This window comes from Candidatus Vicinibacter affinis, from assembly GCA_016714365.1.
GTDB lineage: Bacteria > Bacteroidota > Bacteroidia > Chitinophagales > Saprospiraceae > Vicinibacter > Vicinibacter affinis.
In genome coordinates this window covers 28,207-51,661 of the sequence record JADJNH010000008.1, presented here as the reverse complement: position 1 = coordinate 51,661, position 23,455 = coordinate 28,207, and the positions used below count along the sequence as shown (strand labels likewise).

32 protein-coding genes are annotated in these 23,455 nt (G+C 38.2%); all 32 read right to left on the bottom strand.

Annotation, left to right across the window (positions count from 1 at the left end; translation table 11 throughout):
• Positions 1-8: 8 nt before the first annotated feature.
• The 32 genes from IPJ53_18245 to IPJ53_18090 all read right to left on the bottom strand — a co-directional run bounded on the left by IPJ53_18245 (position 9) and on the right by IPJ53_18090 (position 23,269).
• Positions 9-758 (bottom strand): hypothetical protein, encoded by a 750-nt coding sequence (locus IPJ53_18245; protein ID MBK7801036.1) that lies wholly within the window; start codon positions 756-758, stop codon positions 9-11.
• Between the two features lie 37 nt (positions 759-795).
• Positions 796-1,356 carry a hypothetical protein gene (locus tag IPJ53_18240; protein MBK7801035.1) on the bottom strand — a complete coding sequence of 187 codons (561 nt, stop codon included), beginning with the start codon at positions 1,354-1,356 and terminating at the stop codon, positions 796-798.
• A gap of 3 nt (positions 1,357-1,359) precedes the next feature.
• Positions 1,360-1,623, bottom strand: coding sequence for a hypothetical protein (locus IPJ53_18235; GenBank protein ID MBK7801034.1), 264 nt, complete (start codon positions 1,621-1,623; stop codon positions 1,360-1,362).
• 12 nt (positions 1,624-1,635) lie between these two features.
• A complete protein-coding gene (locus tag IPJ53_18230; GenBank protein MBK7801033.1) occupies positions 1,636-2,055 on the bottom strand; it encodes a hypothetical protein in 420 nt (139 codons plus the stop codon).
• Between the two features lie 67 nt (positions 2,056-2,122).
• On the bottom strand, positions 2,123-2,791 hold the full coding sequence (locus tag IPJ53_18225; protein MBK7801032.1) for a hypothetical protein: 669 nt from the start codon (positions 2,789-2,791) through the stop codon (positions 2,123-2,125).
• Entirely contained in the window at positions 2,778-3,257 is a 480-nt protein-coding gene (locus IPJ53_18220) for a hypothetical protein (GenBank protein MBK7801031.1), read from the bottom strand. Before IPJ53_18220 ends, IPJ53_18225 begins: the two co-directional genes overlap by 14 nt.
• A 22-nt stretch (positions 3,258-3,279) precedes the next feature.
• Complete coding sequence (locus tag IPJ53_18215) at positions 3,280-3,627, bottom strand: hypothetical protein (protein MBK7801030.1); 348 nt, start codon at positions 3,625-3,627, stop codon at positions 3,280-3,282.
• Positions 3,628-3,843: 216 nt separating this feature from the next.
• A complete protein-coding gene (locus tag IPJ53_18210) occupies positions 3,844-4,068 on the bottom strand; it encodes a hypothetical protein (GenBank protein MBK7801029.1) in 225 nt (74 codons plus the stop codon).
• Complete coding sequence (locus IPJ53_18205; GenBank protein MBK7801028.1) at positions 4,065-4,412, bottom strand: hypothetical protein; 348 nt, start codon at positions 4,410-4,412, stop codon at positions 4,065-4,067. The genes IPJ53_18210 and IPJ53_18205 overlap by 4 nt, the downstream gene beginning before the upstream one ends.
• Before the next feature lie 245 nt (positions 4,413-4,657).
• Positions 4,658-4,831, bottom strand: a complete 174-nt coding sequence (locus IPJ53_18200) for a hypothetical protein (protein ID MBK7801027.1) — start codon at positions 4,829-4,831, stop codon at positions 4,658-4,660.
• Between the two features lie 2 nt (positions 4,832-4,833).
• Positions 4,834-5,628: an antA/AntB antirepressor family protein gene (locus IPJ53_18195; protein MBK7801026.1), complete on the bottom strand. Its 795-nt coding sequence runs from the start codon at positions 5,626-5,628 to the stop codon at positions 4,834-4,836.
• 297 nt (positions 5,629-5,925) lie between these two features.
• Positions 5,926-6,147: a helix-turn-helix domain-containing protein gene (locus tag IPJ53_18190; protein MBK7801025.1), complete on the bottom strand. Its 222-nt coding sequence runs from the start codon at positions 6,145-6,147 to the stop codon at positions 5,926-5,928.
• A 396-nt stretch (positions 6,148-6,543) separates the two neighbouring features.
• On the bottom strand, positions 6,544-7,566 hold the full coding sequence (locus tag IPJ53_18185; protein ID MBK7801024.1) for a metallophosphoesterase family protein: 1,023 nt from the start codon (positions 7,564-7,566) through the stop codon (positions 6,544-6,546).
• Between the two features lie 4 nt (positions 7,567-7,570).
• Entirely contained in the window at positions 7,571-8,047 is a 477-nt protein-coding gene (locus tag IPJ53_18180) for a M15 family metallopeptidase (GenBank protein MBK7801023.1), read from the bottom strand.
• Positions 8,048-8,182: 135 nt separating this feature from the next.
• Positions 8,183-8,476 carry a hypothetical protein gene (locus IPJ53_18175; protein ID MBK7801022.1) on the bottom strand — a complete coding sequence of 98 codons (294 nt, stop codon included), beginning with the start codon at positions 8,474-8,476 and terminating at the stop codon, positions 8,183-8,185.
• Positions 8,477-8,647: 171 nt separating this feature from the next.
• Positions 8,648-9,214, bottom strand: a complete 567-nt coding sequence (locus tag IPJ53_18170; GenBank protein ID MBK7801021.1) for a hypothetical protein — start codon at positions 9,212-9,214, stop codon at positions 8,648-8,650.
• Positions 9,214-9,603: a hypothetical protein gene (locus IPJ53_18165; GenBank protein ID MBK7801020.1), complete on the bottom strand. Its 390-nt coding sequence runs from the start codon at positions 9,601-9,603 to the stop codon at positions 9,214-9,216. Before IPJ53_18165 ends, IPJ53_18170 begins: the two co-directional genes overlap by 1 nt.
• 11 nt (positions 9,604-9,614) lie before the next feature.
• Positions 9,615-9,956 (bottom strand): hypothetical protein, encoded by a 342-nt coding sequence (locus IPJ53_18160; protein MBK7801019.1) that lies wholly within the window; start codon positions 9,954-9,956, stop codon positions 9,615-9,617.
• Positions 9,957-9,968: 12 nt separating this feature from the next.
• Entirely contained in the window at positions 9,969-10,439 is a 471-nt protein-coding gene (locus tag IPJ53_18155; GenBank protein ID MBK7801018.1) for a hypothetical protein, read from the bottom strand.
• A gap of 34 nt (positions 10,440-10,473) precedes the next feature.
• Positions 10,474-10,995 (bottom strand): hypothetical protein, encoded by a 522-nt coding sequence (locus IPJ53_18150; protein MBK7801017.1) that lies wholly within the window; start codon positions 10,993-10,995, stop codon positions 10,474-10,476.
• A gap of 2 nt (positions 10,996-10,997) precedes the next feature.
• Positions 10,998-11,741, bottom strand: coding sequence for a hypothetical protein (locus tag IPJ53_18145; protein ID MBK7801016.1), 744 nt, complete (start codon positions 11,739-11,741; stop codon positions 10,998-11,000).
• Positions 11,741-12,325, bottom strand: a complete 585-nt coding sequence (locus tag IPJ53_18140) for a hypothetical protein (protein ID MBK7801015.1) — start codon at positions 12,323-12,325, stop codon at positions 11,741-11,743. The genes IPJ53_18145 and IPJ53_18140 overlap by 1 nt, the downstream gene beginning before the upstream one ends.
• Entirely contained in the window at positions 12,322-12,735 is a 414-nt protein-coding gene (locus IPJ53_18135) for a hypothetical protein (protein ID MBK7801014.1), read from the bottom strand. The genes IPJ53_18140 and IPJ53_18135 overlap by 4 nt, the downstream gene beginning before the upstream one ends.
• Before the next feature lie 4 nt (positions 12,736-12,739).
• Entirely contained in the window at positions 12,740-13,174 is a 435-nt protein-coding gene (locus IPJ53_18130) for a hypothetical protein (GenBank protein ID MBK7801013.1), read from the bottom strand.
• Positions 13,159-13,620, bottom strand: a complete 462-nt coding sequence (locus tag IPJ53_18125) for a hypothetical protein (GenBank protein MBK7801012.1) — start codon at positions 13,618-13,620, stop codon at positions 13,159-13,161. The genes IPJ53_18130 and IPJ53_18125 overlap by 16 nt, the downstream gene beginning before the upstream one ends.
• Complete coding sequence (locus tag IPJ53_18120; protein ID MBK7801011.1) at positions 13,610-13,765, bottom strand: hypothetical protein; 156 nt, start codon at positions 13,763-13,765, stop codon at positions 13,610-13,612. Before IPJ53_18120 ends, IPJ53_18125 begins: the two co-directional genes overlap by 11 nt.
• Positions 13,765-14,748, bottom strand: coding sequence for a hypothetical protein (locus tag IPJ53_18115; GenBank protein ID MBK7801010.1), 984 nt, complete (start codon positions 14,746-14,748; stop codon positions 13,765-13,767). The genes IPJ53_18120 and IPJ53_18115 overlap by 1 nt, the downstream gene beginning before the upstream one ends.
• 26 nt (positions 14,749-14,774) lie before the next feature.
• Positions 14,775-15,050, bottom strand: coding sequence for a hypothetical protein (locus IPJ53_18110; GenBank protein MBK7801009.1), 276 nt, complete (start codon positions 15,048-15,050; stop codon positions 14,775-14,777).
• Positions 15,051-15,054: 4 nt separating this feature from the next.
• Positions 15,055-16,539 (bottom strand): right-handed parallel beta-helix repeat-containing protein, encoded by a 1,485-nt coding sequence (locus IPJ53_18105; GenBank protein ID MBK7801008.1) that lies wholly within the window; start codon positions 16,537-16,539, stop codon positions 15,055-15,057.
• 1 nt (position 16,540) lies between these two features.
• Positions 16,541-21,775: a hypothetical protein gene (locus IPJ53_18100; GenBank protein MBK7801007.1), complete on the bottom strand. Its 5,235-nt coding sequence runs from the start codon at positions 21,773-21,775 to the stop codon at positions 16,541-16,543.
• The gene (locus IPJ53_18095) at positions 21,772-22,068 is read right to left on the bottom strand and encodes a hypothetical protein (protein MBK7801006.1); all 297 of its coding nucleotides are present in this window, start codon (positions 22,066-22,068) and stop codon (positions 21,772-21,774) included. Before IPJ53_18095 ends, IPJ53_18100 begins: the two co-directional genes overlap by 4 nt.
• 76 nt (positions 22,069-22,144) lie before the next feature.
• Complete coding sequence (locus IPJ53_18090) at positions 22,145-23,269, bottom strand: hypothetical protein (GenBank protein ID MBK7801005.1); 1,125 nt, start codon at positions 23,267-23,269, stop codon at positions 22,145-22,147.
• Between the last annotated feature and the right edge of the window lie 186 nt (positions 23,270-23,455).

Here is a 23,455-nt window from a genome sequence, read left to right as displayed (position 1 = left end):
CCATAATTTTAGTATCTAAGATTAACCTTTTCACGTCTTCTATAATTATAAATTTCCTCAATAAGCATAATGTACCGTTGAACATTCGTGCAGTCGACCATTGCTGTTGGCTGTAGTTTTAACTTCTGGATTAACTCTGTAAATTCAAAATTTTTACTCTTAAACAATACAAGCATGGAGAAAACAAAACTTCTTCTTTTATGCCCTAAGTAATATTGGCCAATTATTTCAATTTTTTCCGCAATTTCACAAGCCTTGCCATAATCTTTTATTTTAAACGCTCCTTCATGAAAAGTCTTTGCCCTGTCACCACCTCTGTGTGAAGTATAACCGCTTAAAATAGTCATACATTCTACGTGCCCAAAGCCATATTTTTCTTTAAACTCTGCGTATTTTAAATAATGTGGATACTTCAAGCGGCAATATCCGTCTAAATAATCATCCGCATTCCATGTTTTTGAGTTTTGGTTTAAAATGTGGACCTCATTTAATCCATACCCTTTACATACTACATAATTTAATGGAAGTTTTAATTCTTGAATCACATCAAATCTGTGTTGCCCGTCAATAATCTCATACTTTTCATTCACTATTATTATCGTGAATAAATAATTTTCGGACATTGATTTTTTCAACCTGTTAATATGGAGCAGGTTTTTGTTTCTATTACCTTCTATTGATTTGAATAGAAAATAATCTGTGGTTGTGTGAACTTGGTTAATATCCTTCACCATTGGTTCTGTTTCAAAAATATTCATTTTTTTATATTGGGTTTTATAACTCCTCCCAAGAGTTTTACTTTTGTTTTAATAATTCAATCATTCCAATTATCCAAATATCTGTCGGGTGTTTCGTGTCCAAACCTTGTTGAATTCTCTCTCGGTAATATTTCTCTTTTGCGTCTAATTCTTCCATTTTTTCCTTACCCCAAATTTCAACCAACTTGCTTCGCATTGCGGTTGCGTTCTCAGGTTTGTTTATGTTTTGATCGTACACAGATAGACCTGAATTACATGGGTCGCACCACAATTGCCACACTTGGCCCTTTGGGTAATAGTGCGAAACGTGCAATGAGAATAGACCTTTTTGGGTTGTGGTTTTGCCGGTAATGAAACAGTGTTGAATACCCATTTCTCGATAAACTTTTTTCATATAAGCCGACCATGCAGACTGCAATTTGCTTTTTAATTTAAGTCTGTCAATACCCTTCTGTGTTGTTGGCTTGGAGAACCTTTTTCCTTTAAATACCCTCTCTGCTTTGCGCTCCTTGGTCCTAACAGATTGGTCCTCCCTCCAACATTGGCCACATATTTGGGAATCTGAATAAAATAATCCGTGCCTCTCACAGACTGCCATATCCTAATTTTCTGATGTCAATTGCATTAAAGAAAGCCTCTTATACTCCTGTAGCCATTTTGAGGCCGTTGGGAATGCTTCAAACTTTCGGCATTGTTCATTGTCCTGTTCATGATTAACTATTATCCTGCTTGATCCGGCTGCGATCACTATTGAATCTACCCTAATCCCACGATGTGATTTTTTCTCTTTTCTTGGCTTAGTTCCTTCGATAGTCTCCCGGACCACCTTTGTTATTTTACTTTCTAAAAATGTTAACTTGTTCATTATTTTGAGTTTTTAGTTTTGTTTTGGTTCCGGTATTTCGTACCCTAAAAATGCAGCCCATTCCTGTATGAGTTGGACATATTGATTAAATTGCTTCTTGGTCATTTTTGCCGTGGATGGCATCATAAATACTCTTAAGCATTTGTTGCGCTCCATGTATGGCAAAGAGTTAAATTCGTCAACGGTAATCACTTTGGAATTATATATCCAAGTCCAGTATGTTTCTTCACTGAAGACCTGAGTTCCAAAATTATATTTTAGGTTCTCATGTGTAAGCTCGTTGGATAATTGACGCCCTTCTGTTTCCTTTATAATTGCCTGGGCAATTTCTACCACTACCGACCAATAGTATTTATTTTGCTCTACAGACCTGATTTCGCTCCCCTCTTTTATATCAATATAGAAGTTCTTGGCAGTGTCTGCATACTTCATAAATAGGTTATTAACCCATTGTTTAAAGTTGTCTTTTGCTGTTTGGTTGTTTAAAACGAATTGCATATTAAAACCCTAATTTGTGAATGTATTCCCGGCACTCTTCAACCCTTTTATAGATTGAATTGATCTTTTCTTCATCCCTTTTGAACTCAAATGTTTTTGTTCTGAGTTCGTGCGGAATGTTTTTGTAGGTCGCTTTTTCGGTGAACTCCTTTAGAATTTCGTCATTTAGTTCAATGTCGTTTTTCCAACAAAAAGAACTGGCCTCTCTGAAAATCTCATCCTCTGGAGTGTCCATTAAGACATAGATAACCCTGAATGTTTCCGCACCGGTTAAGGCCATGTACCCCTGGCCCTGCCAGACGTAATCTTGATTTTTTATTTCATCTTCAAATAATGGGAATGTGAAACAATTCCATGAAGACTTAATATCAAGAATCAGATTATTGAGAATTATGTCAGGCGTTCCTGTTAAAAATTCATTGCTCAGATTTTCTTCATTCTTTAAAAGAAAACCGTATTCCAAAACATCCGAAACGTAATCAATTGCAGCCTGTTCAACGGCTATTCCTTTTCTTAAAAATTTACTATCTATCTCTTCAGTTCTTCCATACAATTGTTCTTTTATCCACCCCTGAACTTTCTTCCTGGTAACCTCCCCCATTGATTTTTTATCAGTTCCGTTTTTCATTATCTGACCAATAGCAGAACATCGAATCTTAAACCTTTTCATTTAAAACCTCTTCATTTTCAGGTGAAATAAAAAATACCTCCTTGAGTTTGTCCACTGTGTAATTGCCTTCCTGGATTGCTTTCTTTGCTCCGGCCCATTTTGTATGGCCAGGAGTCAATTCGGGCTTTTTCTTCTCAGTTGGCAGAATGTCACGAACCCTCAGACACTCCACCTTTTCACCCTTTAACGAAGTGGTAGAAACATACAGGGTTATTTTCTTGCCGATCCATTCTTCAATGAAAGGTGTATTGTGAACCTTGCTAATCATCTTTGAATTGGTGACGTTCAGGATCATTGGCTTTGAGTCCTTTAAGTAAAGGACAGTGCATTCATCTGTCTTGCCCCCTTCACCCTTCACCACTTCTCTTTTTACGTCCGTAATTTCTACAGTCAAGTCCTTGCCTTCCGGCATTGAGTATGCCCCGATGTAATTTGGATTGGTTAATTTTTTCCAATGCGTTTTCATTTTTAGTTGATTTGATTTTAATTTATGGCTGCATCTCTACTTCGGCCAAATAGCATATTTCTTTTAGCTCTTTTAAGGTTCCTTTTCCAAAATGATGCATTTTTGAAATCTCAGTCATTGATATTTTTGAAAAATCTAACACTTTAAGGTCAACTGGATCAAGTCCTTTAGTGTATCTAAAATAACCACTCAATGAGTTGAGAAGTCTTGTTGAGCAATCTAAATCCCAGATTCTTGTATTTTTATCAATTTTCAAAAGCTTATCAATGCCTTTTGATTTTTCGCAAACGTCTTTAATGTGGTTTTCACATTGCTCTTTGTATTTTTTTACAGTTTCGACTGCTTTTAAAAACTCTTCGTACGTTATCATGATTTGATTTTTAATTTAATGAGCCTTTGAATTTCATTCTGCAGACTTTAATGTTTCCCAGTCCTTCCTGGGATTTTGTCCTTGTTTTGTTGCCAACTTGCTCAAATTCATCGAGCGTTAGTCGACCCCTCACAACGGAGAGTTCAAAAAGGCAATTCCACATTTTGGGATTTTTGGCCCATGTCGCAGAAATCAGATTCCGAGTTTTAGTCTTAGTCATATTAGTAGTTTTAATTTTTCTTCAATAATTGGGACCAGTTCAGCGTCTTCCGGTTTGTTTGATGCCTTTATAACCGGTATGGCATTTTCAAATATCTCCCTCATTCGGGTCTTGTCCATTAATTCCCATTCGCATTTATCAATCTTTTTAGATTGAATTTTGCTTAGGTAAAATCGAATGATTGGAGCCGGATTTGTTTTGAGTTTTGCGTGATTTCTCATATGTAGAATTCTGTATTGTTGTCTAATTCTGAATAAATTGCATCAATGAGTTCAAGGTATTTGTCCTGGTCAATTTCTTTCATTGGTTTTAATTCTTCCTCAGCTTCATGACATCCCATTAATGCTCTGATTTTAATTTCTTCTTTTGGAAAATCGTAAACCTGGCAAACTCTTGACCTTCCATCGGGTAAATCATCCTCCCATTCTTCAATGGTATAAGAAAACACAAACCAAACTGAGTAAAACCATTCTCCAACTTGGAGTTGTTCAATGTGGTGATAGTGGTCAAGAGGGGCATCGGGTTTTCTTAATTTAATAGGCTCGGAGATTGTTGCAGTTGTCATATAATTGTGAAAGTTTTAATTTGTGAAAAACGGCCTGGGGCAATCTTAATTCGGGCAGTAAAACCCAACTCATGAATAAATTCTATATCTCTAAGTGTGCCGTCAACGGACCACTTTATAAATAAATCGTTTTCAATTCTCATTTTTTTTAAATTTGCCGGGCAGCTTAGGACCACCCGGCATGAAGCATGTGGTATAACCGAAAATCAAAAGGCCAATACGTTTACTGGCACACTCTCTATCTTTTAGTCAGGTAGACCGTTTAATTTGTTTTGAATTGTTCTCAACTTTTCGATTTCGTGTTTGCGATAATCGCTTGAGTCAAGGCACAGGTCGAGCATTTCATTGTTTACCATGATGGAATGATGGATGGCCAAACGAAGTGTAATTGCTTCTGAAGATGTGAGTTCAATTAACATGATTAAGATTTTGATTCTTGAGGAATAGAGCTGTCATTTCTGATTTCTTGGATGGTCTGATGAATGAACATCCTTCCTTTCTCGGTCCAAGACATCAGGAGGCTTGATCTTGTCACTCCTGAGCCATCTATGAAGGTGGCAGTCCTGGTCCTTGTGAAGTCTTTATTTTGATATTTGGCATAAAGGACATAATGCTTTTCATGCGGAAATTGAATCTTAAGATCACAAAGGATTTTATTTAGGTGTTGGGCTGTCATACCCAATTCCTTTGCAATTGTGGTTGTGGTCCAAGTATTCGGCACTGCCAATACTTCATCCACATATTTTACTTTTGGAGCCTGGGCCTTGATTACTGATTCGGACATTTGTAATTGTTCGGTCAGTTCCTCGTTTTTTGCCATTTCACCCTTAAGTTGTGTAGCCAAATTGATCAGGACATCCGGGGTCAAAATCCTATCAGAAATCTTTTTTATTTTCAGTTGCCTTTCGCATTCGATGAAATATTCCCGGACCTTTTTACCTATCTCTGTTCTCTGGATCATGGCGATCTCTTTGGCCGTTTCAATAGTTAAGGCATAATCCGTTGATGGTCGGCCTCCGAGTTTTTCGGATTTTCCCGATAAACTTTGATAATCAACGTTTTGCGTGAATCCATACCCTTTCATTCTCGCAAACCATTCACTAAATGCCTCAGATACTTCCAAGAAATTATATAAGTCCCTGGCAGAAACTACCTGATTTTCGCCTTCGATCTTTACCTCTGGGAAATTTGCTTTTTGGTTGAAAAGATTATTCATTTTAAATGAGTTGATTGAGTTTTAAAAATGCCGGGAATCTCACCCGGCTAACTTTACCATTTTAATAGAAAATCAAAACCTCCTTGCTTTCAAGGAATCATGAAGACATTTTGCTATCCGAAAAGGACCCGGCTAACCATATTGTCAACCGGGCGCATCCTCAGGTAGATTTGAATGATAAAACCATCACTCACGGCCTCGCTTGTTCTGTTTCTTTTAGGCAAAAAGATGCCACCCTATACGAGCGTTCTCGTATAGTATAAATTTATAATAAGTTAAAGTTCAGTTAATTACGTGTTAAACTATCGCCTGTTGTGCTACTTTTGTAATTCTTGCGCCTAACCATTTAATCAACTCTTTTTTTGTGAAATACTTTGTTTTGCCTGGGGTTACACCTATGAGTTTAGGCGAAATATGTTGTCTGAAGTGGCCTTCTGACACTCCTAAATATTTTGCTGCCTCTACTAAAGTAAGTAGCCCCATTTCTTTTGCTATGTCTGGTTTGTTATTATCTTGCATTTCTTTATAAGTATGGTACAAATATATGTTCAATATTGCACATTATCCAAATTTTTAGACAATTATTTTTGTCAATTCTTCACATTTTTTATATTATAATATATAAATGATTGATATAAAATAATATATTGCACATTGTGATGTTCATTTTGCATCAGATATTGCACCTTATCGGGTACATTCTGACTTGATGAATGAGAAATCATACCTGATCGGGTATGTTTAAATGTGGCTAATTATTGGTAGTGTGGTTTATATAAGTGACTGCATTAATGTAGTTATATAGATATTCCCTTACCTTTTCAGGCCCTCCCAATGCGTCTAACTGCCACTTTCTTAATGACAGTGACACCCTCACCGGACTATTCTTTGTTAATCGCTTCCTTTTGGGTTTGCTCATATTGTGATCTCCCTCTTTCTTCCGTTATCGTTCCAGATGTTAGACACTTCACAAACTCCATCTTTAGCGGTCATATACAGATAGCCTTTTCTGGACTTGCCTCCAAATGGCATGTATGAAGGCTTATTGGTTGATGCTGCACCTAATACATGGACAGTGGCGCAATTTGCCCCTGTTATATTAGTAAGGGCAAAAGATGAAGCATAGTGCATATGTCCTATGATACAGTTTGAATTTAGCTTTGCGACCATTCTTTTTGCAACCGTGTCCAATTGCCCACCTTTAGCGTGTTGATGACCATGAAATATAAAGTAATCATGGCACTGTATTAATTGGATTTCGGGAATGAATTTTATTCCATAATCTATGAGATGCAGCCTATCCTCCAATGAGAAATAAGGATCAGCTGCCACGTTCTTGGCTTGTTGCCATAACCATCTTCGATACCAAGAATCATGATTGCCTTCGACATATAGTATTAAGGCATTCGGGAACGCCTCCCGAAGTGATTCTAAAAAGTATTCCGTCTGATCGAACCAATGCCCGACCTTTGATCGGTAGTTCGGATCAACTGGAAATTTCCCGAATGTCGGGTTGTCTAAAATATCACCATTCAGAATTATAGTATCAACCCCAATTCGTGCGTAATCATTTAAGGCAAAATCAATCGTTTCGTTACATTGTTTTGGAAAATGCAGATCTGATATAACCCCGATATTCGTGTTTCCTTTAGGAATCTGATATGGGTCTAATTCGTGTAATTCAGGCTCAGGGTAATGTTCAATTAGTTGGGTGTATATTTTCTTTCCGGCTCTTAGCCTTGCCTCTCTATGCCTCGATGCATTTTTACCTCGCCTTGCCCTTACACACGTCCTGGCTTGTTCAATGCTGTAAAATGTTTCAGGGTATTTTTCACAAAGTATCCTCGCCAATGTCCGATTGGGAACAGTCGGCATCAATTCAAGATGCTCAACTATTAAATTCTCGATTAACTCCGCATCCTTTTTTCTTATTGTCATGAAATTAAAGTTTCATTTCAAAATGTTGTGCATCAACACGCTTAAAATCACCTCCCCAAATCATGCCAGCCTCTTTCCCGGCTTTCACCAATTCAGCATTTTGAGTTGATGTTTTCCCTAATTGGTTCCAGGCTGCATTGATATCTATCGCAGAACCCCACGAATGGCATGATAGGTACTTCATTGCATCATTAAGATTCCCGACCTTATAAAGCGCATCAAAATGCTTTTCATAGCCTCTTATGGGTCTAAGGTTGTAACATCCGTCCCAGGTCTTGATATGGTCCGTGAGCTGTCTTTCAATAAGTAGCTTGAAAAACTTTTCTAAAACTGGCGCAAATGAGGCGTGACAATAAATCTTTTTAGGAATTATCCCCACTTCTAATTTTGTTGGAACATCCCAAACGTGCAAGTATTTTTTTTGAAATTCAGCGGTGAAAGGATCACCAAATAAATGATATAACTTTTGGCTTGTATTCATTCTTTTAGATTAAAAAATGGAGGATTTTAACCCTCCACTCGTCGGGTAATTCCGTGACTGGTGTGCCTCGGTAAAATCTTTAAAAGCCGGGGAACCACCCCCGGCAAAACAAAACCAACCCATGAAAAAAGAATATCAATTGGTGTGAGGTGCGGTGTCTGTTTTGCGCCTCAGGCTAATGTTAATGGCTGCAATCAATAAGACATAAATGCCTTTAATTGCGTCTGCATCACAATTAATCAGTCCACATATAGCGTCTGCTAATCCTGTGATATCGAATTGCTCCAATGCCACAACCGCAACCGCCAAAATGTTAAATAACTCTGTTCTGTAACCCTTCAAACTGGAAGGGAGTAAAAAGGCAGGAACCTTGCCGATAAAATTTAAAACGTTCCCAAGAATTACAATTACTTTTTTTAAGGTGTTCATATTTTAAGGTGTTTGTTATATTTTACGGATACGCATATCCTGTTTCTCCTATCCTATTATAAATCCCCATGCTTTAGCTATACTTTGAGATACTGATAAATAAATTGACATCCAGAATCCTGTCTTTACTCTTCTTCCTATTGGAAAGCTCCTACCATGTCTCGCCATTTTTTAATATGTTGATGCTCGGTTAATTGCTTGTCTTGTTTTGAATATTTTACTAACTACGCCGCCGCCGCCTCCGCCTGTGTAATAAACTGTAATTGTTACATGATCTATATAATAATTAACCCCTGATTTCATTGAGGTGTTTTGTCCTGCCCACGCTATGCCAAATGTTGAGCTGTTAATATCTGCAACCGTAAAAGATAATCCCCATAGATCAGATATGCCCCCGTATGGCACAACCGATTCTATTGTAATATCAGGGAAATATGCTTTATTATCCCCTGATATCGTTCCACCTTTAACAAGTTGCACATATAAATCTGAAGCACCCGAATTATCTGACCAACATTCAACGCCAACATATATTCCATCTATTGTAGAACCTCCAGGAATTGCAAAACCAAAATTTGTACATTTTAAAAAATAAGTAACCCCGGAAGCATTAACCGTGCAAGTTGCGTACTGATTATTTGAAGTAGACGCAAATGATAGATTTGACCATGTATATGACCCACCAGACCCACCATCATTAGCAAATGTTCCCGCACTATTTGGACCTTGTGATGCCATTAAAACAAATGTATATATTCATCTTTAAAATTACCCCTTAGCCAATCCCTTAAGTCTAATATAATTTTCCTATCGCTTTGAATAAGGCCCATTCTTGCAACACTCATATATTTTATATAGAGTGCCGACTTTTCTAAATAAATTTCTTTATCTGTTTTAGCTATAACAATTTCATTAAACGGCCCAACTTCTATTTTTTCAGAAACATTTGGCAATGAATTGATATGGCTCAATTTTCTTTTGATTTGCTTACCTATCCATGAAGTGTCCTGATATTGAGTAGTTTCAAAAGTGTCATTAAACTTTTCCCCTTTTTCATTTTCAAATAAAACTGTGACAGAAAGTCTGCCGTTTTCAATTTTTTTATCTATAATTTCTGCGTTATACATATCTTAAAATTTTAATATTCGTGCCATCCGTCAAATTCTTGAACCACTTCTCCTTCTGCATTTCTTAAAGAGAATACGCACCAATAAGTAGTATCATCTTCTAAAGCCGTTATTTCGTGTTCAATATTGGCCTTTGTTAAAAAATGAGAAGGGGCTACAAAATCCTTTTCGACTACATTCCCGTCTTCATCGGTTAATTTCACACGTACCGAACCCTGGAAAACTATTGTAGTGTGGTCAAATTTATGCTTATGGCCATGTGTAATGTATCCTTTTGGCAGTAGTGCGTTTGGCCTTATAAAGATGTTCCCTGATACAAATTCAGTCACCTTGCAAGTTGCTTGTCCGTTCATTATTTTTTATTTTTAGATTTCTATTTCGATCCAGGCTATCGCATTAACCGCCGCCGCCGCATGTGTTCTAATTCTACAAGCGTTGCCAATAACTAAAACAGGTTCTTGTCCTAATGGGAATTGATAAATATATTGATTTGTAGGGGCAACTAATTGAGCATCGAATAGCCTTGTAGTTGTGATAGTTCCCTCTGCCGAAGCTGTATATCCAGTCGCTGCCGTTCCCATTGTTAACCCTGCAACCGATGCCACCGCTTGATCTGAGCCGCTTAATTTTACACAACCTGCATCTACTGATGCCGTGACCGTTGCAAAAACAGTTCCCGTTTCTAACAATTCCACCGGAATTGGTGTGGCTGCCGCTGACCCATCAAATGAAATACCCCACGCTACAATCTTACATTGATTGAATGGTTTTAATTGCAGTAAAGTCTTAATAGCTGTTCCCGTTGTAACAGCCACGAACTTTGCCGTTGTCGGCATAGCACCGTTATAAATTCTATATCTTGCCATATTTTTAAGTTCTAATACATTTTAAAGTTATCGCTACCATTTTTAAACTCGTTACAGAATCGACATTAAAATAAACCCAACGCCCTGCCGTTTGCGAAACTGTCCACCCTGTCAATGTTGAACTTTGCCCTTTAGTCGATGTCGTGATTGTAGGCTTGGCAGCTGCCGTAATGGTGTCTCCTACAGTTGGTGGAAAATTAGCCTGGGTGTCGGTCCAGATGTCCAAAACTATTGAACCGCTTGTTGTTGCAGGGTCAATACTGGCTAATGTCCATTCAATTATTTTGTATGGGAATGAAATAAATAATCCTCCCTTAACCCCTGTTGTAATTACTGAACCGCCACCATCAATTATATATACGATGTCAAATTCTGATGTGGTATATAAAACTTCATTTCCGCTTGAATCTTTTGCATAAATCTGTCCATCTGATTTAGCATAAATACGCTTATAGCCGCTCCCCGGTGAACCCGGAGAAGCGGCTAATTCAACTATATCTAAAGGGTTTTGAAGTTTGTCAGCCATTCTTAAAATCCGACTATACAAATTTGCGCACCAGTCAAAGCTACTGCCGAGGTGATGGTCAATGAATTCACATCAACCGAATCAACATCAACACTTATAGCCGAATGTGTGGAATCCCAAACCATAACAACACAAGCATTCCTGTTTTGCAAAGCAAGTGAATGTGAAACTGTCAAAGGAGTATTCGCCACCAATGACAATGAGCCAGCGTAGTATGTTTTAGCAAAAGCCTTAGTGGTTGCATACCCTGCTAATTTTAACGGAGTAACCGCCCTTACATCATCTGTACCAGTATTAGTTTCGCCAGTTGTTGCAATTTCAATAACTCCTGCAACAGTTTCGCTTGCTGCCAATACATTGCCCTGAATAAATTTCCAGTTTGTGCCATCCCATACAACAGAGTCTCCAATCTGAACTACATCGGAAGACTCCCATGTATTTGTTCCTGCGGTGGAGAAAACATAGTAATCTCCGGTAGCAGGTGAGCCGGGTTCTGATGCGTTGTAAGCAACAACACCCTTAAATGTCATTGCTCCGGCTACTGCCCCAGGGCTAACAAATGCTGATCCGTTCCATATCCAGAGACTGGAAAGGTCTGTATCCCAGACAAACAAACCCTTGTGGGTTGTCGATAATGTTCCTGCAAGAGTTGTTCTCTCTGCCGTTGTTCTATTATAAACCCTTCCGTTTATAATTTGCGAGACTTTGACGAGGTCTATGTCATGATAAAATTCTTTAGCTGCCATTATTTTATAATTAAGGTGTGATCTAAAAGATTAATATTAGATACGATTCTCATTGACGTCCCAAGACGCTCAACAACAACCGAAACTTCTTCTCCACTCTCCTTATATAATACAGCCATATAGGGTGCTGTAATTTTGTGTTCACTGATCGGTACGGTAACATCATAATAATTACCAAGTACCTTTGAAAATATTTCACAACCCGAAGGTTCACAAAAAATATAGTCTTGTAAATTTAGGGTTGCATCACAAGGGACTCCTTCGCTGTTCTCTTCACAGTCCTCTGCAAAGATACTAATATCAATATAAAATTTGTTGTAAATTTTTCCCTCATGTTCCACTGATAACCAACTTTCATCAGGATTTTTAATCATGAAAAAAGTACGGCCATCTTCTGAAAATAATCCGTTTGGAATTACTATGTCGTCTCCACTTTCTAAAGGAATTGGAACGCTTAAATTTTGTCCTTTCTTTTGGAATTTTATTAAATGATCCCCAGTTTGTAACGCATTCAATGAGGTGTCAAGGACATCACAATGTCCGAAACAGCCTACAAAAAATGGTGACTTACAAACTGTACTCATGGCAATAATCTAAGAATGTAATAACTTAAACCCGTTGAAAATATTAATGTCTTCCCTCCTTCGATCAAGTAATTTTTAAGTACCCAATCGCATTCAGAAACATAAAAAGTATGCAATAAAACAGCCAACAAAACAATCCGATAAGTGATACATGAAACGCACAACATACCCATCATTAAGAAACTTTTCTTGGCGTGTCTCCAATACACATCATTGATACCATTGGCCCAAGTCTCATAATCTACATCGTTATTTTTTAAGGCATTGTAAAATAACATATCTCCTTTTGTAACCCAAAAGGTCCAAAACCTCAAGAAACTAAATATTTTTCCCGGCTTCATCCAATCATCCATTGCCACACCAAGACCCACACACACAATGGATAAGGCCAGGATAGTAATATAATTCATCCAATCAAATATCATAGTTCACACATATTTCTATTTCACAATCGCAAATCTGTATTTCATCCACAAAATCAAAAGTGATAGCCATTAATTTTAAATCGCAATCCCTTAAATCTTGCTTGGTTAACTCCTTGTAAATCTTTTCGGTATCATGTGATATTTTTTTGGGTACACCACTTAAGGCGCAAATGTTATATAAAATAAGTTTCTCCAAATTGTCGATTTCCAAATTGGAATCGTACTGGAAATATATTACCGTTGTTTTCTTTTTGCGAATTGCAAAACAGTCACAGGCCAATTCCTCTACATCAATATTAGAATCAGTTACATCCTTAATATAGTATGCATAAATTGATTTGTGTGCATCAATTGGACCCCATTCAGTCAGTAACTTGAAGAATGGTGCTTTGATGTCGATTATGTTCTTTAAGTCTTGAAGCATTCCCTTATTTTATTGATAATGTTCTGCCTTAAATCTTCTCGCACCAACTCAATTTCATCAATGGTAGGATAAAATATATCTCTATCAACCTGATTTTCTGAATTCTCCTGGTGTCTTGCAATCTCAGCTATATCTTTATTGTTAAATCCAAGTCCTAACTGATCCCCTTTTAATCCGGTGACAATTGAATTAAACATATCACCGTTGTAGTATAGATTTTTTAGTATGTTGGTAAAATTCTTATTAACATTTCTCCGCTCCAAGTAACTCACAGATTTATATTCTCCTAATGGTGTTCCATCTGTAGCAACGCCACCATCCTTATTGAACACTCTGTCCAATATGGATTTTTTTAGCAGCTGTAAAGATGCCAATTCGATAGTGCCATCAGACTTCAAACAGTCGTCAGCAGTTTCCAATTTGTTTACAAAGACTTTAAGTTCCAACTATCTTAATAATATAACCTCCGTCCACTTCGATAGGCTGCTGCGCTTGGCGCAATTCCTCAAGTATCTGTTCTCTTGTCTTTCCTTTAGATTGTGTGACCAGTCCGGCCCCTCCGATCCTTGGTCCTCCTGTACAACAAGCCATTAGGGTAAATTTGAAACGATTTTAAAATTTGACTCGCAACCAAAACAAACCGAACTGTTTGATTTTAGAAAATTACGAATCATTTTACTTATTTTTTTGATCTCTAAAAAGTATTCACCAGGAATCATTTTGCCCGTCACCGTATCAATTCCACCGGACCACAATTTAAGCAAGTATTTTGCCTGGTCCTGGCCTTTGTAAACCACTGGAACGGCATTGTCAGAAACAAGCAACCGTGTCATTAATTTGATTCCTAATTGGAATCTGACCGCATTCTTTATGTACTCGGCAAATCGACAAATTAACGGCACGTCATCACAAATGCAAGAAATCTGATAACCCAAAACATTATCATCAACATCCTCATAGCTGCCATCCACCGGACTTACTATTGCACAAGTATTGTAACACTTGCATGAAGATAAACTGTCCTTGATCAATTCCTCAGCACCAAAATCAGCGGTTATATAAACCAAATTATTTCGACAGGTGTAATCTATTTGAATCTTATTGTACCCTTTTAAAAGTGCCTGGGTGATCGTTGTGGTGTCTTCTCCGTCTTTTATGGTATAAGTGATATTTCCACCGGCTGTTTTAGAGTAAAACTCCAAGTAATGAATCAAAGTAGAGGAATAAGGATCAGTATTATTTGAAACTATTTTTATTCCGGTTGTTCCTGGTGCCACATATTCAGCATCTTCATGATACACTATTTTCTTATCCTTGCTTGAGTGAATCAATCCGGTGTTTATGGTGTCCGATATTTCCATTAAAATATCCCTGATTACAGTCTCGACACTTTCCTTTTCGTCTGCCCGAATTAATTCTAATCCGGAAAGATAATTTTCGTCTGCAATTGCTGATGCTCTCTTAAGAGTTATCCCCGGAATTCCATTGAGAAATAAACCGCTCGACCCTTCATCATTACAGTCTCCTATAATTTTAAAATAGGGAAATTCAATACAGGTGTATTTCTCAATCATAGTAATGCAAAATTAATATAATTTACTCATATTCCAATGTGTTCATCATCCGACTGATGTTCTTCATCCAATTGATGTTCAACAATTTTTCTTTTTGCTTTTGCCTCTTTCCAGGACTCATACATTCTGAGCATTGCAAAAAAACCAGTGCCAATTGCAAATGCTGCTCCTGCCCATGCTGTAATTCCATCAATCACTTTTGAATTTACGGCAAGATTCACAATGAGCAAAAATCCCGAACTTAACCATCCTATCATGGCCTCCATTCCAAAGAGGCTATCTGTGATTTGTTTTAAACTCATGAGCTTATTCTTTATTGTTCCCTTGAATGTTTCCAGTTCCAGAGACATAAATGTTTCCGTTACTTCCTCCGGCTGTATTATTTCCTACTATTGTATTATTATCTCCGGGTACATAAATGCAAAAATCCATTCTCGAATTGGACCTTGTATCATGAACTACATTGCCCACAATCGTACACCAATCTCCTGAATTTGAAATGCCTCGATATGCATTATCTGTCAATACTGAGCAATTAAATACTCGATTATTATTAATGACACAATAATTTGCATCATTTGAAATTCCGTTGATGTATGCGTGTTGTACTATATTGCCTTCTAAGATTGTTCCATCGGCTGAGTTGTGAATACCAACACCTCCACCATAACCAGCATCAAGTGATATGATGGAATCCAACATATTGTTAGCTACTAATATATCTCTATTGGTTGCTTCAATAAGCATTCCTACTGAGGAATTATTAATATATCCTGTTCCCTTGATTGTGTTACCAATTATTTTAATTCCAACATTTAGAATTGTATCTGCCCCCTTCCAAGTAGTAACAACTAATCCATGACCAGAAATCATGTGAATTGTATTTCCAATTACTGAAGTGAGCGAGTCACCCCAGATAGATATACCACCGCCAATATGGTGTACGTGATTGCCTTCAATTAGATTACCGTAAGATTTCGGCTCTCTTGTATCATCATTATAAAATTCAATACCGTTCCCTCTTGATGGGTGATATGTCTTTGTAACGTTGGAATAAAATTCACAATTCCTCACAACATATCCGTTTGAATTTCCAACTTCTATTCCATGACATGCCCCTCCGTTTTGGATGTCGCAATTCTCAATAAGTCCTTTTGAGCAATCTTTTAAATTGATTCCCCAACAAGTACCACGATCAATTTTGACCCTTGATATAGTTAAATTCGTGACTCCATATTCTGAAAATATTCCTGCCGTTGCATAGGATGAATCGGATTTTATTTGAAAATCCCTTAATACGATATTACTTCCTGCATGCTGTAATGATATTACATGAGTTCCTGATGTGGTTAATGTTGTTTTAATTACACATTGAAAACCCTGACCCATTAATGTCACGTTGGAACAAACGTGCAAACTTGATTGATATATCCCTCTTGATGCCGAAGATTTTAATCTGTATTCTCCTTTCGCTAACCAAACTATCCCACCTCCTTTATTACAGGCTGCATCAATTGCGGATTGTATCGCTGACCGATCATCCAAAGTGTCATTAACAATTGCACCATAGTTTTCAGGATAAAAAAATGCTGTATCTTTTCCGAAAGAATTTATTACTCCGGCATGAAGTAATTTATTTGAATCTGCGCTGCCTCCTGTTGTATAAATACCTGTTGCAGTTTTTGAATTAAATTTTAATGTGTCAGTAATTTCTGAATATTTCATTTTGGTTCTCTGTCCATAAAGTGAACAGCCAATAAATAAAAATACAAATAATAATTTTAATTTCATTTTAATATATTTGATGCCAATAATATCCCGAACCATTGTATCTCAATGCGTACAATGATGTCCCCCCATATTCGTTCATAACTTGAAATTGAAGGCCATTTTGGTCCATGATGTTGGACCCCGAAATTGACTGCCAACCCTTTGTGTAGGTGGCTGTAAAGTTTCCCGTCTGTGATCCCTCATTCCAGATTGTATTCCTTTGGGTAAGTGTTCCCCCTGGTGGAATAAATCCTGAAACAGTAGATACAACCTCCAAGGCTGCTTTAGGGGCTTGTGATGCGCTTGAAATGTTGGATTGAGTTGTTCCTATATCTCGAAGCTGAAACCATCCCCTCGCTGTTGCAGTTAATGCTGAACTTCTTACAGTGTCCTCTTTTCCGTTGTCAATTGCGAAAAGTATATTATCTGCCACCCACCCGGAGGCACTTTGAGAATTGTGGTCTGTACCGAAATAACCCCATCTTGATTGTCCGTAGGCATGAGATTCGGTATAATAAGAACCGTTCATTCCATAATTTCCGGATGTCACATTAAATTTGGAAAATCCTATTGCATGATCTCCTGATGCTTGTCCTCCATTTCCAAAATTCTTGGCATCGGCTCCACTTGAAACACCTGATTGGCCCATATTAACCGATGAATAACCAGACGCAAGACCCACCCTTGCGGTGTTTACAGAATAATAATTGGTTGCATCTCCATCATAGCCGGTATTGAAGGCTGCGAAATTAGCTGCAGAACCGAAGGCCCCTGAGTTCCATGCGTAAGAATCAGTTTTTGCCTCGCCACTTCGACCCATATTTATTGAGTGGGTAGAACTTGCAACACCATCATCACTAAAATTTTTAGAACTCGCCCCACTTGCTGAACCATTTGTTCCAAAATTAACCGCCCCGGCTCCCAATGCATTCAAATTTGATGCGTTATTTACACCAAATGAATATGCACCAGAGCTTCCGTATCTTAAATAAACACTTGGTTTGCCTGCTGCTCCTGCTGTCCCTGCTGTACTTGTGGAATTTGCACCAATCCATACATCATTTACAGCTGACAAATACAATGAAGGCTTATCTGGTCCGTCACTGTTATTAAAGAAAGTTATATCATTGCCACCCTGCCAGATATATGTGTCATGGATTAATGTACTTCCATTGTCAGTGCTTGAACTTTGCGACCCCCAATAAAGAGTATCATTTGAAATCCTTGTTCCATTGACCGCAAATGTTGTATCAACATACTTGCTTAAGTCAACGGTCTTATATGCTTGTCCGTCTGCTTCAAGGCTTAATCTTAAAGTGTTTCCGGATAATTGGAAAGTATCAATGGTTTGGTCGTCTGCACCTGTCGGAACATAGACCGCTTTATATCTTTGGCCGTCACTACTTAAACTGATTCTTAGGGTATCACTTGAATGAGTTAAGGTATCAATGGTTTGAATCTCATTGGTTATTGATCCGTCAACCTCCGTTCCGGTAATAATTATCTTATCTGATGCCGGGACATAATCGGTGGTTATAATTCCTGCCCCCTCGAATTTTACTGTTTGATTTGAAATAACCTCGGTGTCTGCATCATCTCCGTCAATGGTCCAGGCCTCATTTGTTGCTGAGGAATCTGCCAACTGAATTGAGTTTCCTTCTGATATCGAAATTGTGCCTTTTCCGGCAGTAATCGAAAGTGTTTGATCATCCGTGTCCGCTACATTCGGAAGGTAGATGGTTTTATATTTTTGCCCATCACCTGAAATACTCAATCTCAAGGTATCGGATGAATAATTAAAAGTGTCCACCACCTGAGAATCCGTATTGTCAAGATAAGCAGCCAAAGAAACTGTTTTAAACGCCTGGCCGTCACTTGATAAACTGGCTCTTAGTGTGTTTGAATTAATTTCAAAAGTGTCTATTGTCTGAATTTCATTGGTATTGCTAAGGTCCCCGGTGTTGGTAACGGTGATGGTGCTTGTGCCACTGACCGAAATACCTGTTCCGGCACTAACTGCCTGCACCGGGGCAATGGATGTCACAGCCACGGTACTTACTGCCCGGCCGTCTCCATTAAGACTTAATTCAACATTGCCGGAGTTAACCCGAAATGTGTCAATATATTGATCATCGGTATCTGTAACATTTGGTAGGTAAATAGCCTTATATCTTTCCTGGTCCCCAGATAATGAAATCCGGATCGTATCAGAAGAAAATGAAAATGTATCAACCTTCTGCCTGTATTCGGAAAGCGGAATTGTTTTATAAACTTGGCCATCATTGGTGAGGGATATTCTGGCTGTGTCTGTAACTACCGAAACGGTGTCTAAGGTTGTTTTGCCTTTGAATGTTATGTAATTACTGGCATCCCTTGTTATTTCTATATTTGTACCCTCGTCAAAATTAACCCCTGAGCCGTCTTGAATATTCAAAGGGATAGTAACTCCTGACTTTGTTCCGAAAGAAAGGCTCTGATCATCTGTATCAGAAATTGATGGCACATAAATGGTTTTATATTTCTGTGCGTCTCCGGCAATTGATAACCTTATTGTATCCAGCGAATAAGAAAATGTATCAATCTGCTGAGCGTCTGTATTGTCCAAATAAGGACTAAGAGAAACCGTCTTGAGAGCTTGACCATCGGAAGAAATTGAGAGTAGTAAATTATTGGAATTGATATCAAAAGTGTCGATGGTTTGGATTTCGTTTGTCGAACTGGAATCGTTTAATGTTACCGTTCCACCTCCTGCAGACAATGTAATCGAACCCTTCCCTCCTGATATGGAAAGTGTCTGTAATTCATTGGTGCTTGAGCCATCCGATTCAACAGCAGTAAGTGTAATTGTTCCACCGTTGGAAGATGTGGACTCCGATATCGAAATAATTCCTGATGCCTGCACAGTAACCCCATTGGCTCCGCTTGTGTTAGATGTAATTACCGAGGTGTTGGCTGCTCCGGCACTTACTCCTAAAGTACCTTCGTTTGTTGCGCTCGAGTCTGCTAATTGAATGCTGTTGCCTTCGGAAATGCTTACCGTTCCTTTCCCTGCGGAAATACTCAATGTTTGATCATCTGCTCCGGCAGGGATGTAAACAGTTTTATATTTTTGTTGATCTCCATTGATCGAAACCCTCAATGTGTCGGATGAGTAGGAGAATGTATCTATTGTTGGCCTTGAATCAATAGTAAATTGATATGTGCCGTTCTTGGTCAATGTGATATTATCTCCTTCTGTTACGCTTAAGTCAGTAACGGCTGTACTTGATCTTAATGGAAGTATATTTCCTGACTTTGTTTGGACCGTAATTATATTATAAAAGTTGGTGAGGTCAACCAATTTTGCAGCCTGTCCATCCCCGGAAAGTGATGTCCTTAAAAAGACACCTCCATACACATCCATCGTATCAATGGTTTGGGAATCGGTATTATCGAGATAAGGCGAAAGTGAAACGGTCTTCAACGCCTGATTGTCACCTTGTAAACTGATTCTTAAATTATTCCCCGAAATATCCAACGTGTCCACATACTGATCATCTGTATCGGTTATATTTGGCAAATAGATTGTCTTATACTTTTGAGCGTCCCCTGAAATACTTAATCTTAGAGTATCCAAAGAGTAGTTAAATGTATCTATTACTTGGGAGTCCGTATTGTCAAGATACGAAGCAAGAGAAACAGTCTTCAACGCTTGTCCGTCTCCTTGTAAACTCACCCTTAAGCTGTTTGCTGATATGTCAAAAGTGTCTACATATTGATCATCAGTGTCCGAAACGTTGGGTAAATAAATAGTTTTATACTTCTGGCCGTCTCCGAAAATACTCAGTCTTAACGTATCCAAAGTGTAATTGAAAGTGTCCACTACTTGAGCATCGGTATTATCCAAATACGGCTTTAAGTTGAATTTATAAACCGGGACCATATCGTTTTCTAAACTCAACCTCAAAGTATCTGAGCTGATTTGAGCCGTGTCGAAAGTTTGGAAATCCGTATTGATATCCACCGGAAGGATTACATAATTCCCCTGGCTGATGAATATGGTATCAAATGACCTGGAAAGGGTCTGGTCGTCAGTGTCAACCGTTTGAGGAATGTATATTTTCTTGGTTGCTTGTCCATCATTTGTAAGACTCAATTTAAGGGTGTCACTGGCATAAGTCGATGTATCAATTGTCGTAGTTCCTTTGAAAGTAATATAATTTGATGCATCCCTGGTGATCTCAATGTTTGTTCCCTGATCCAAATTCACCGCTGCACCATCGGATATATTTAGCGGAATCGTTACGCCAGTTTTAGTTCCGAAACTTAAATTCTGATCATCGGTGTCCGCAACGCTCGGCATATAAACGGTTTTATATTTTTGACCGTCACCAGAGACAGATATTCGCAAAGTGTCCGAGCTAAAACTAAAAGTATCTATGGCCTGACTATCAGTATTGTCCAGGTAGGAAGAAAGGTTTACAGTTTTATATGCCTGTCCATCACCTGTAATACTAAGGCGTAATGTATTTGAAGAAATTGAAAAGGTATCTATGGATTGGCTGTCTGTGTTATCAAGGTAACTGGATAATGATAATGCTTTATATTTTTGCCCGTCCTGAGTTAATGAAAGCCGGATTGAATCGGAAACAATTGAAAATGTATCAATAGTTTGCAACTCATTGGTGATACTTGCGTCTGCCTCGGTGGTTAAATATCTACCATCCAAAGAAATTGTATTCCCTCCAAATATGGTCAGATTTCCTGTTCCACTATTCCAGTAAATTGTCTGAGTATCAGTATTATCCTTATACGGAAGTAAATTAATATACTTGTACTTTTGGCCGTCACTCTGTAAACTCAATCTTATCGTATCTGATACAACCGAGAAGGTATCTATATTTTGATCATCTGAACTCCCAGGGATAATTATATACTTATACATTTGCCCATCCCCGGACATGGATAATTTTAATGTATCACTTGAGTAGGTAAACGTATCTATAACCTGTGAATCTGTTCCACCGCCACCACCTCCGGAAACAGTCACGGTATCCCATAACATCGAAGTGAAATCCCAATACCAAAACACATCAGTTGTGGTGTCTACATAGTGATATGAATTCTTATTGTTTATTGGCGTATAAGCCGGTGCGCCACTGCCGTAATAAATCAATCCTTTTCCGGTGGTTTGATTTCCTAAAACGATTTTATTCGGGCTGTTTTGATACTGCCCAAATGCAAAAAATGGAATTAAAAAAAAGAATAATATCCTCATAAATAAAATGCTCTTACTGTACAATTTGCACCCTCTACATAGCTGTCTGAATCTATTTCAATCTCAGATTCATTTGGTGCGGTGTCCGCTGTAATAGTATATTGACTTGGTAATAACTCTTGCCCATTCATGCAAACTATGATATAAGCATCTTGATTTGCAGAAGGCAAAACCCCAGAATTAACAGTCCAGGTCAAAACATTTGACGCTGTGTTTGAAAACATTTGGAAACGAATCTTTGCATCCCCTCCTGTTGACAATGTTATTCCAGTAGTATATTTTCTTGTTGGCATTGACTAATTTAAAAAGGAAAGGGACCAGGGCATCCCCCGGCCCCCTAACCTAAGAGAGTGAACAGAGAAGTTATTCTTAAGACTCGCTGTCGTCATAAGTGCAGTCCAATGCACCACAACCGAGTTCAAATAGTAATTTTTGATTCCACTCAGCACCACAAGTAGTGTAAAGAGAATCTGGATAGTAGAATAGATCGAATCTCTTTCTCAAAATCCACTTGTACACGGAATTACAATCATCCCATTTTACAAAGAAGTCAAAATCTTCGCCACCGATGGAAAGCACTATTCTTCTTGAATCTGCTCCTTGATGTGCATATTGGAAGAAATCGTAATGCTCGATGTATTGGATAGCACCAGGCGCCCATGCTAATGCGTAATCTTTTGCGCTTGTAGATTTAGCGTCATTCAATACCGGATTAACAGAAGGATCGAAATACCACTCTATGCCAAGAGTATAATTTACATTGTTTGCGTTTACTGATTGCGCTCCAAATCCTGCTACATTGGTAGCGATCATGTAATCCTGTAATTTGTAACCTCCAACCAAAATAGGTTGACCGATAATATTTTGACGGTCAAATTCTCTTGTGATAGTTGTAAATCCAAAAGGTTGAGCAGAAAGTCCACCAGTATTATTTAAAATCTTAGCAGTCCTTCGTGTGGTCCTTGAATCAGTACCGTTTGCATAATTTCCTGCAAGTGTTTCTGCTTTCACCATCATTCTTTTGTTTCTTTCCTTAAGAATGTTTAAGGCAGCTCCTGCAAGTTCCCCTGCAAGGATTTCATTTCCTGATTCTCTACAGATAGAGTCCATGAGATCAGGACTGAATTGTCCTTTTCTTTCTGCTCCATCTTCGATTTTTACGTCAATTTGTTTTCTCCTTTCTGCCGGTTCGTCACCAGATGCACACAAAGAAGATACAATGTCAGTAGCTTCGATGCAATTCGGAACGTTTACCCATGCTTTAACCGTAGCGTTTGAGCCTGAATATGGGTCTTGCTTTCCCCAATGTCCTCTGATTGTATTGAACAACTCACCATGCCCGGCAGTATTACTGCCTGACCTCAGAGCATTCATAAAGGTCTGTCTTGCGACTTCGTTTTTTACTTGATTTGCAGGCCCATTCGGTGCGTCCAATTGCAAAAACAATGTGGAACAACATTTACTTAATGAACCATCTATTGATGCAGATGCCATTTTATTAATATTTAGGGTGAAAAAAGATTTACTGAATTTAGCGTCAGACCGCCAGTGTGTTTTTTCGAGTGCAGAGCTGCACCAGGTGTTGAGTGCAAATATACGACATTAATTATTTATATAATATTTTCATGCAAAAAAAAAATGCCCGAATTTCTCCGGACATTCCTAAACTCATCAAAATGA

What these genes read in the sequence shown, in the direction of transcription:
- IPJ53_18210 (MBK7801029.1), bottom strand. Translation starts at nt 4,068, where the DNA reads ATGAGAAATCACGCAAAACTCAAAACAAATCCGGCTCCAATCATTCGA.
- IPJ53_18215 (MBK7801030.1), bottom strand. Translation starts at nt 3,627, where the DNA reads ATGATAACGTACGAAGAGTTTTTAAAAGCAGTCGAAACTGTAAAAAAA.
- IPJ53_18140 (MBK7801015.1), bottom strand. Translation starts at nt 12,325, where the DNA reads ATGAGTACAGTTTGTAAGTCACCATTTTTTGTAGGCTGTTTCGGACAT.
- IPJ53_18205 (MBK7801028.1), bottom strand. Translation starts at nt 4,412, where the DNA reads ATGACAACTGCAACAATCTCCGAGCCTATTAAATTAAGAAAACCCGAT.
- IPJ53_18090 (MBK7801005.1), bottom strand. Translation starts at nt 23,269, where the DNA reads ATGGCATCTGCATCAATAGATGGTTCATTAAGTAAATGTTGTTCCACA.
- IPJ53_18150 (MBK7801017.1), bottom strand. Translation starts at nt 10,995, where the DNA reads ATGGCTGACAAACTTCAAAACCCTTTAGATATAGTTGAATTAGCCGCT.
- IPJ53_18115 (MBK7801010.1), bottom strand. Translation starts at nt 14,748, where the DNA reads ATGATTGAGAAATACACCTGTATTGAATTTCCCTATTTTAAAATTATA.
- IPJ53_18175 (MBK7801022.1), bottom strand. Translation starts at nt 8,476, where the DNA reads ATGAACACCTTAAAAAAAGTAATTGTAATTCTTGGGAACGTTTTAAAT.
- IPJ53_18155 (MBK7801018.1), bottom strand. Translation starts at nt 10,439, where the DNA reads ATGCCGACAACGGCAAAGTTCGTGGCTGTTACAACGGGAACAGCTATT.
- IPJ53_18230 (MBK7801033.1), bottom strand. Translation starts at nt 2,055, where the DNA reads ATGAAGTATGCAGACACTGCCAAGAACTTCTATATTGATATAAAAGAG.
- IPJ53_18160 (MBK7801019.1), bottom strand. Translation starts at nt 9,956, where the DNA reads ATGAACGGACAAGCAACTTGCAAGGTGACTGAATTTGTATCAGGGAAC.
- IPJ53_18170 (MBK7801021.1), bottom strand. Translation starts at nt 9,214, where the DNA reads ATGGCATCACAAGGTCCAAATAGTGCGGGAACATTTGCTAATGATGGT.
- IPJ53_18240 (MBK7801035.1), bottom strand. Translation starts at nt 1,356, where the DNA reads ATGGCAGTCTGTGAGAGGCACGGATTATTTTATTCAGATTCCCAAATA.
- IPJ53_18190 (MBK7801025.1), bottom strand. Translation starts at nt 6,147, where the DNA reads ATGCAAGATAATAACAAACCAGACATAGCAAAAGAAATGGGGCTACTT.
- IPJ53_18220 (MBK7801031.1), bottom strand. Translation starts at nt 3,257, where the DNA reads ATGAAAACGCATTGGAAAAAATTAACCAATCCAAATTACATCGGGGCA.
- IPJ53_18245 (MBK7801036.1), bottom strand. Translation starts at nt 758, where the DNA reads ATGAATATTTTTGAAACAGAACCAATGGTGAAGGATATTAACCAAGTT.
- IPJ53_18180 (MBK7801023.1), bottom strand. Translation starts at nt 8,047, where the DNA reads ATGAATACAAGCCAAAAGTTATATCATTTATTTGGTGATCCTTTCACC.
- IPJ53_18120 (MBK7801011.1), bottom strand. Translation starts at nt 13,765, where the DNA reads ATGGCTTGTTGTACAGGAGGACCAAGGATCGGAGGGGCCGGACTGGTC.
- IPJ53_18095 (MBK7801006.1), bottom strand. Translation starts at nt 22,068, where the DNA reads ATGCCAACAAGAAAATATACTACTGGAATAACATTGTCAACAGGAGGG.
- IPJ53_18165 (MBK7801020.1), bottom strand. Translation starts at nt 9,603, where the DNA reads ATGTATAACGCAGAAATTATAGATAAAAAAATTGAAAACGGCAGACTT.
- IPJ53_18130 (MBK7801013.1), bottom strand. Translation starts at nt 13,174, where the DNA reads ATGCTTCAAGACTTAAAGAACATAATCGACATCAAAGCACCATTCTTC.
- IPJ53_18235 (MBK7801034.1), bottom strand. Translation starts at nt 1,623, where the DNA reads ATGAACAAGTTAACATTTTTAGAAAGTAAAATAACAAAGGTGGTCCGG.
- IPJ53_18110 (MBK7801009.1), bottom strand. Translation starts at nt 15,050, where the DNA reads ATGAGTTTAAAACAAATCACAGATAGCCTCTTTGGAATGGAGGCCATG.
- IPJ53_18100 (MBK7801007.1), bottom strand. Translation starts at nt 21,775, where the DNA reads ATGAGGATATTATTCTTTTTTTTAATTCCATTTTTTGCATTTGGGCAG.
- IPJ53_18200 (MBK7801027.1), bottom strand. Translation starts at nt 4,831, where the DNA reads ATGTTAATTGAACTCACATCTTCAGAAGCAATTACACTTCGTTTGGCC.
- IPJ53_18225 (MBK7801032.1), bottom strand. Translation starts at nt 2,791, where the DNA reads ATGAAAAGGTTTAAGATTCGATGTTCTGCTATTGGTCAGATAATGAAA.
- IPJ53_18135 (MBK7801014.1), bottom strand. Translation starts at nt 12,735, where the DNA reads ATGAATTATATTACTATCCTGGCCTTATCCATTGTGTGTGTGGGTCTT.
- IPJ53_18105 (MBK7801008.1), bottom strand. Translation starts at nt 16,539, where the DNA reads ATGAAATTAAAATTATTATTTGTATTTTTATTTATTGGCTGTTCACTT.
- IPJ53_18195 (MBK7801026.1), bottom strand. Translation starts at nt 5,628, where the DNA reads ATGAATAATCTTTTCAACCAAAAAGCAAATTTCCCAGAGGTAAAGATC.
- IPJ53_18145 (MBK7801016.1), bottom strand. Translation starts at nt 11,741, where the DNA reads ATGGCAGCTAAAGAATTTTATCATGACATAGACCTCGTCAAAGTCTCG.
- IPJ53_18185 (MBK7801024.1), bottom strand. Translation starts at nt 7,566, where the DNA reads ATGACAATAAGAAAAAAGGATGCGGAGTTAATCGAGAATTTAATAGTT.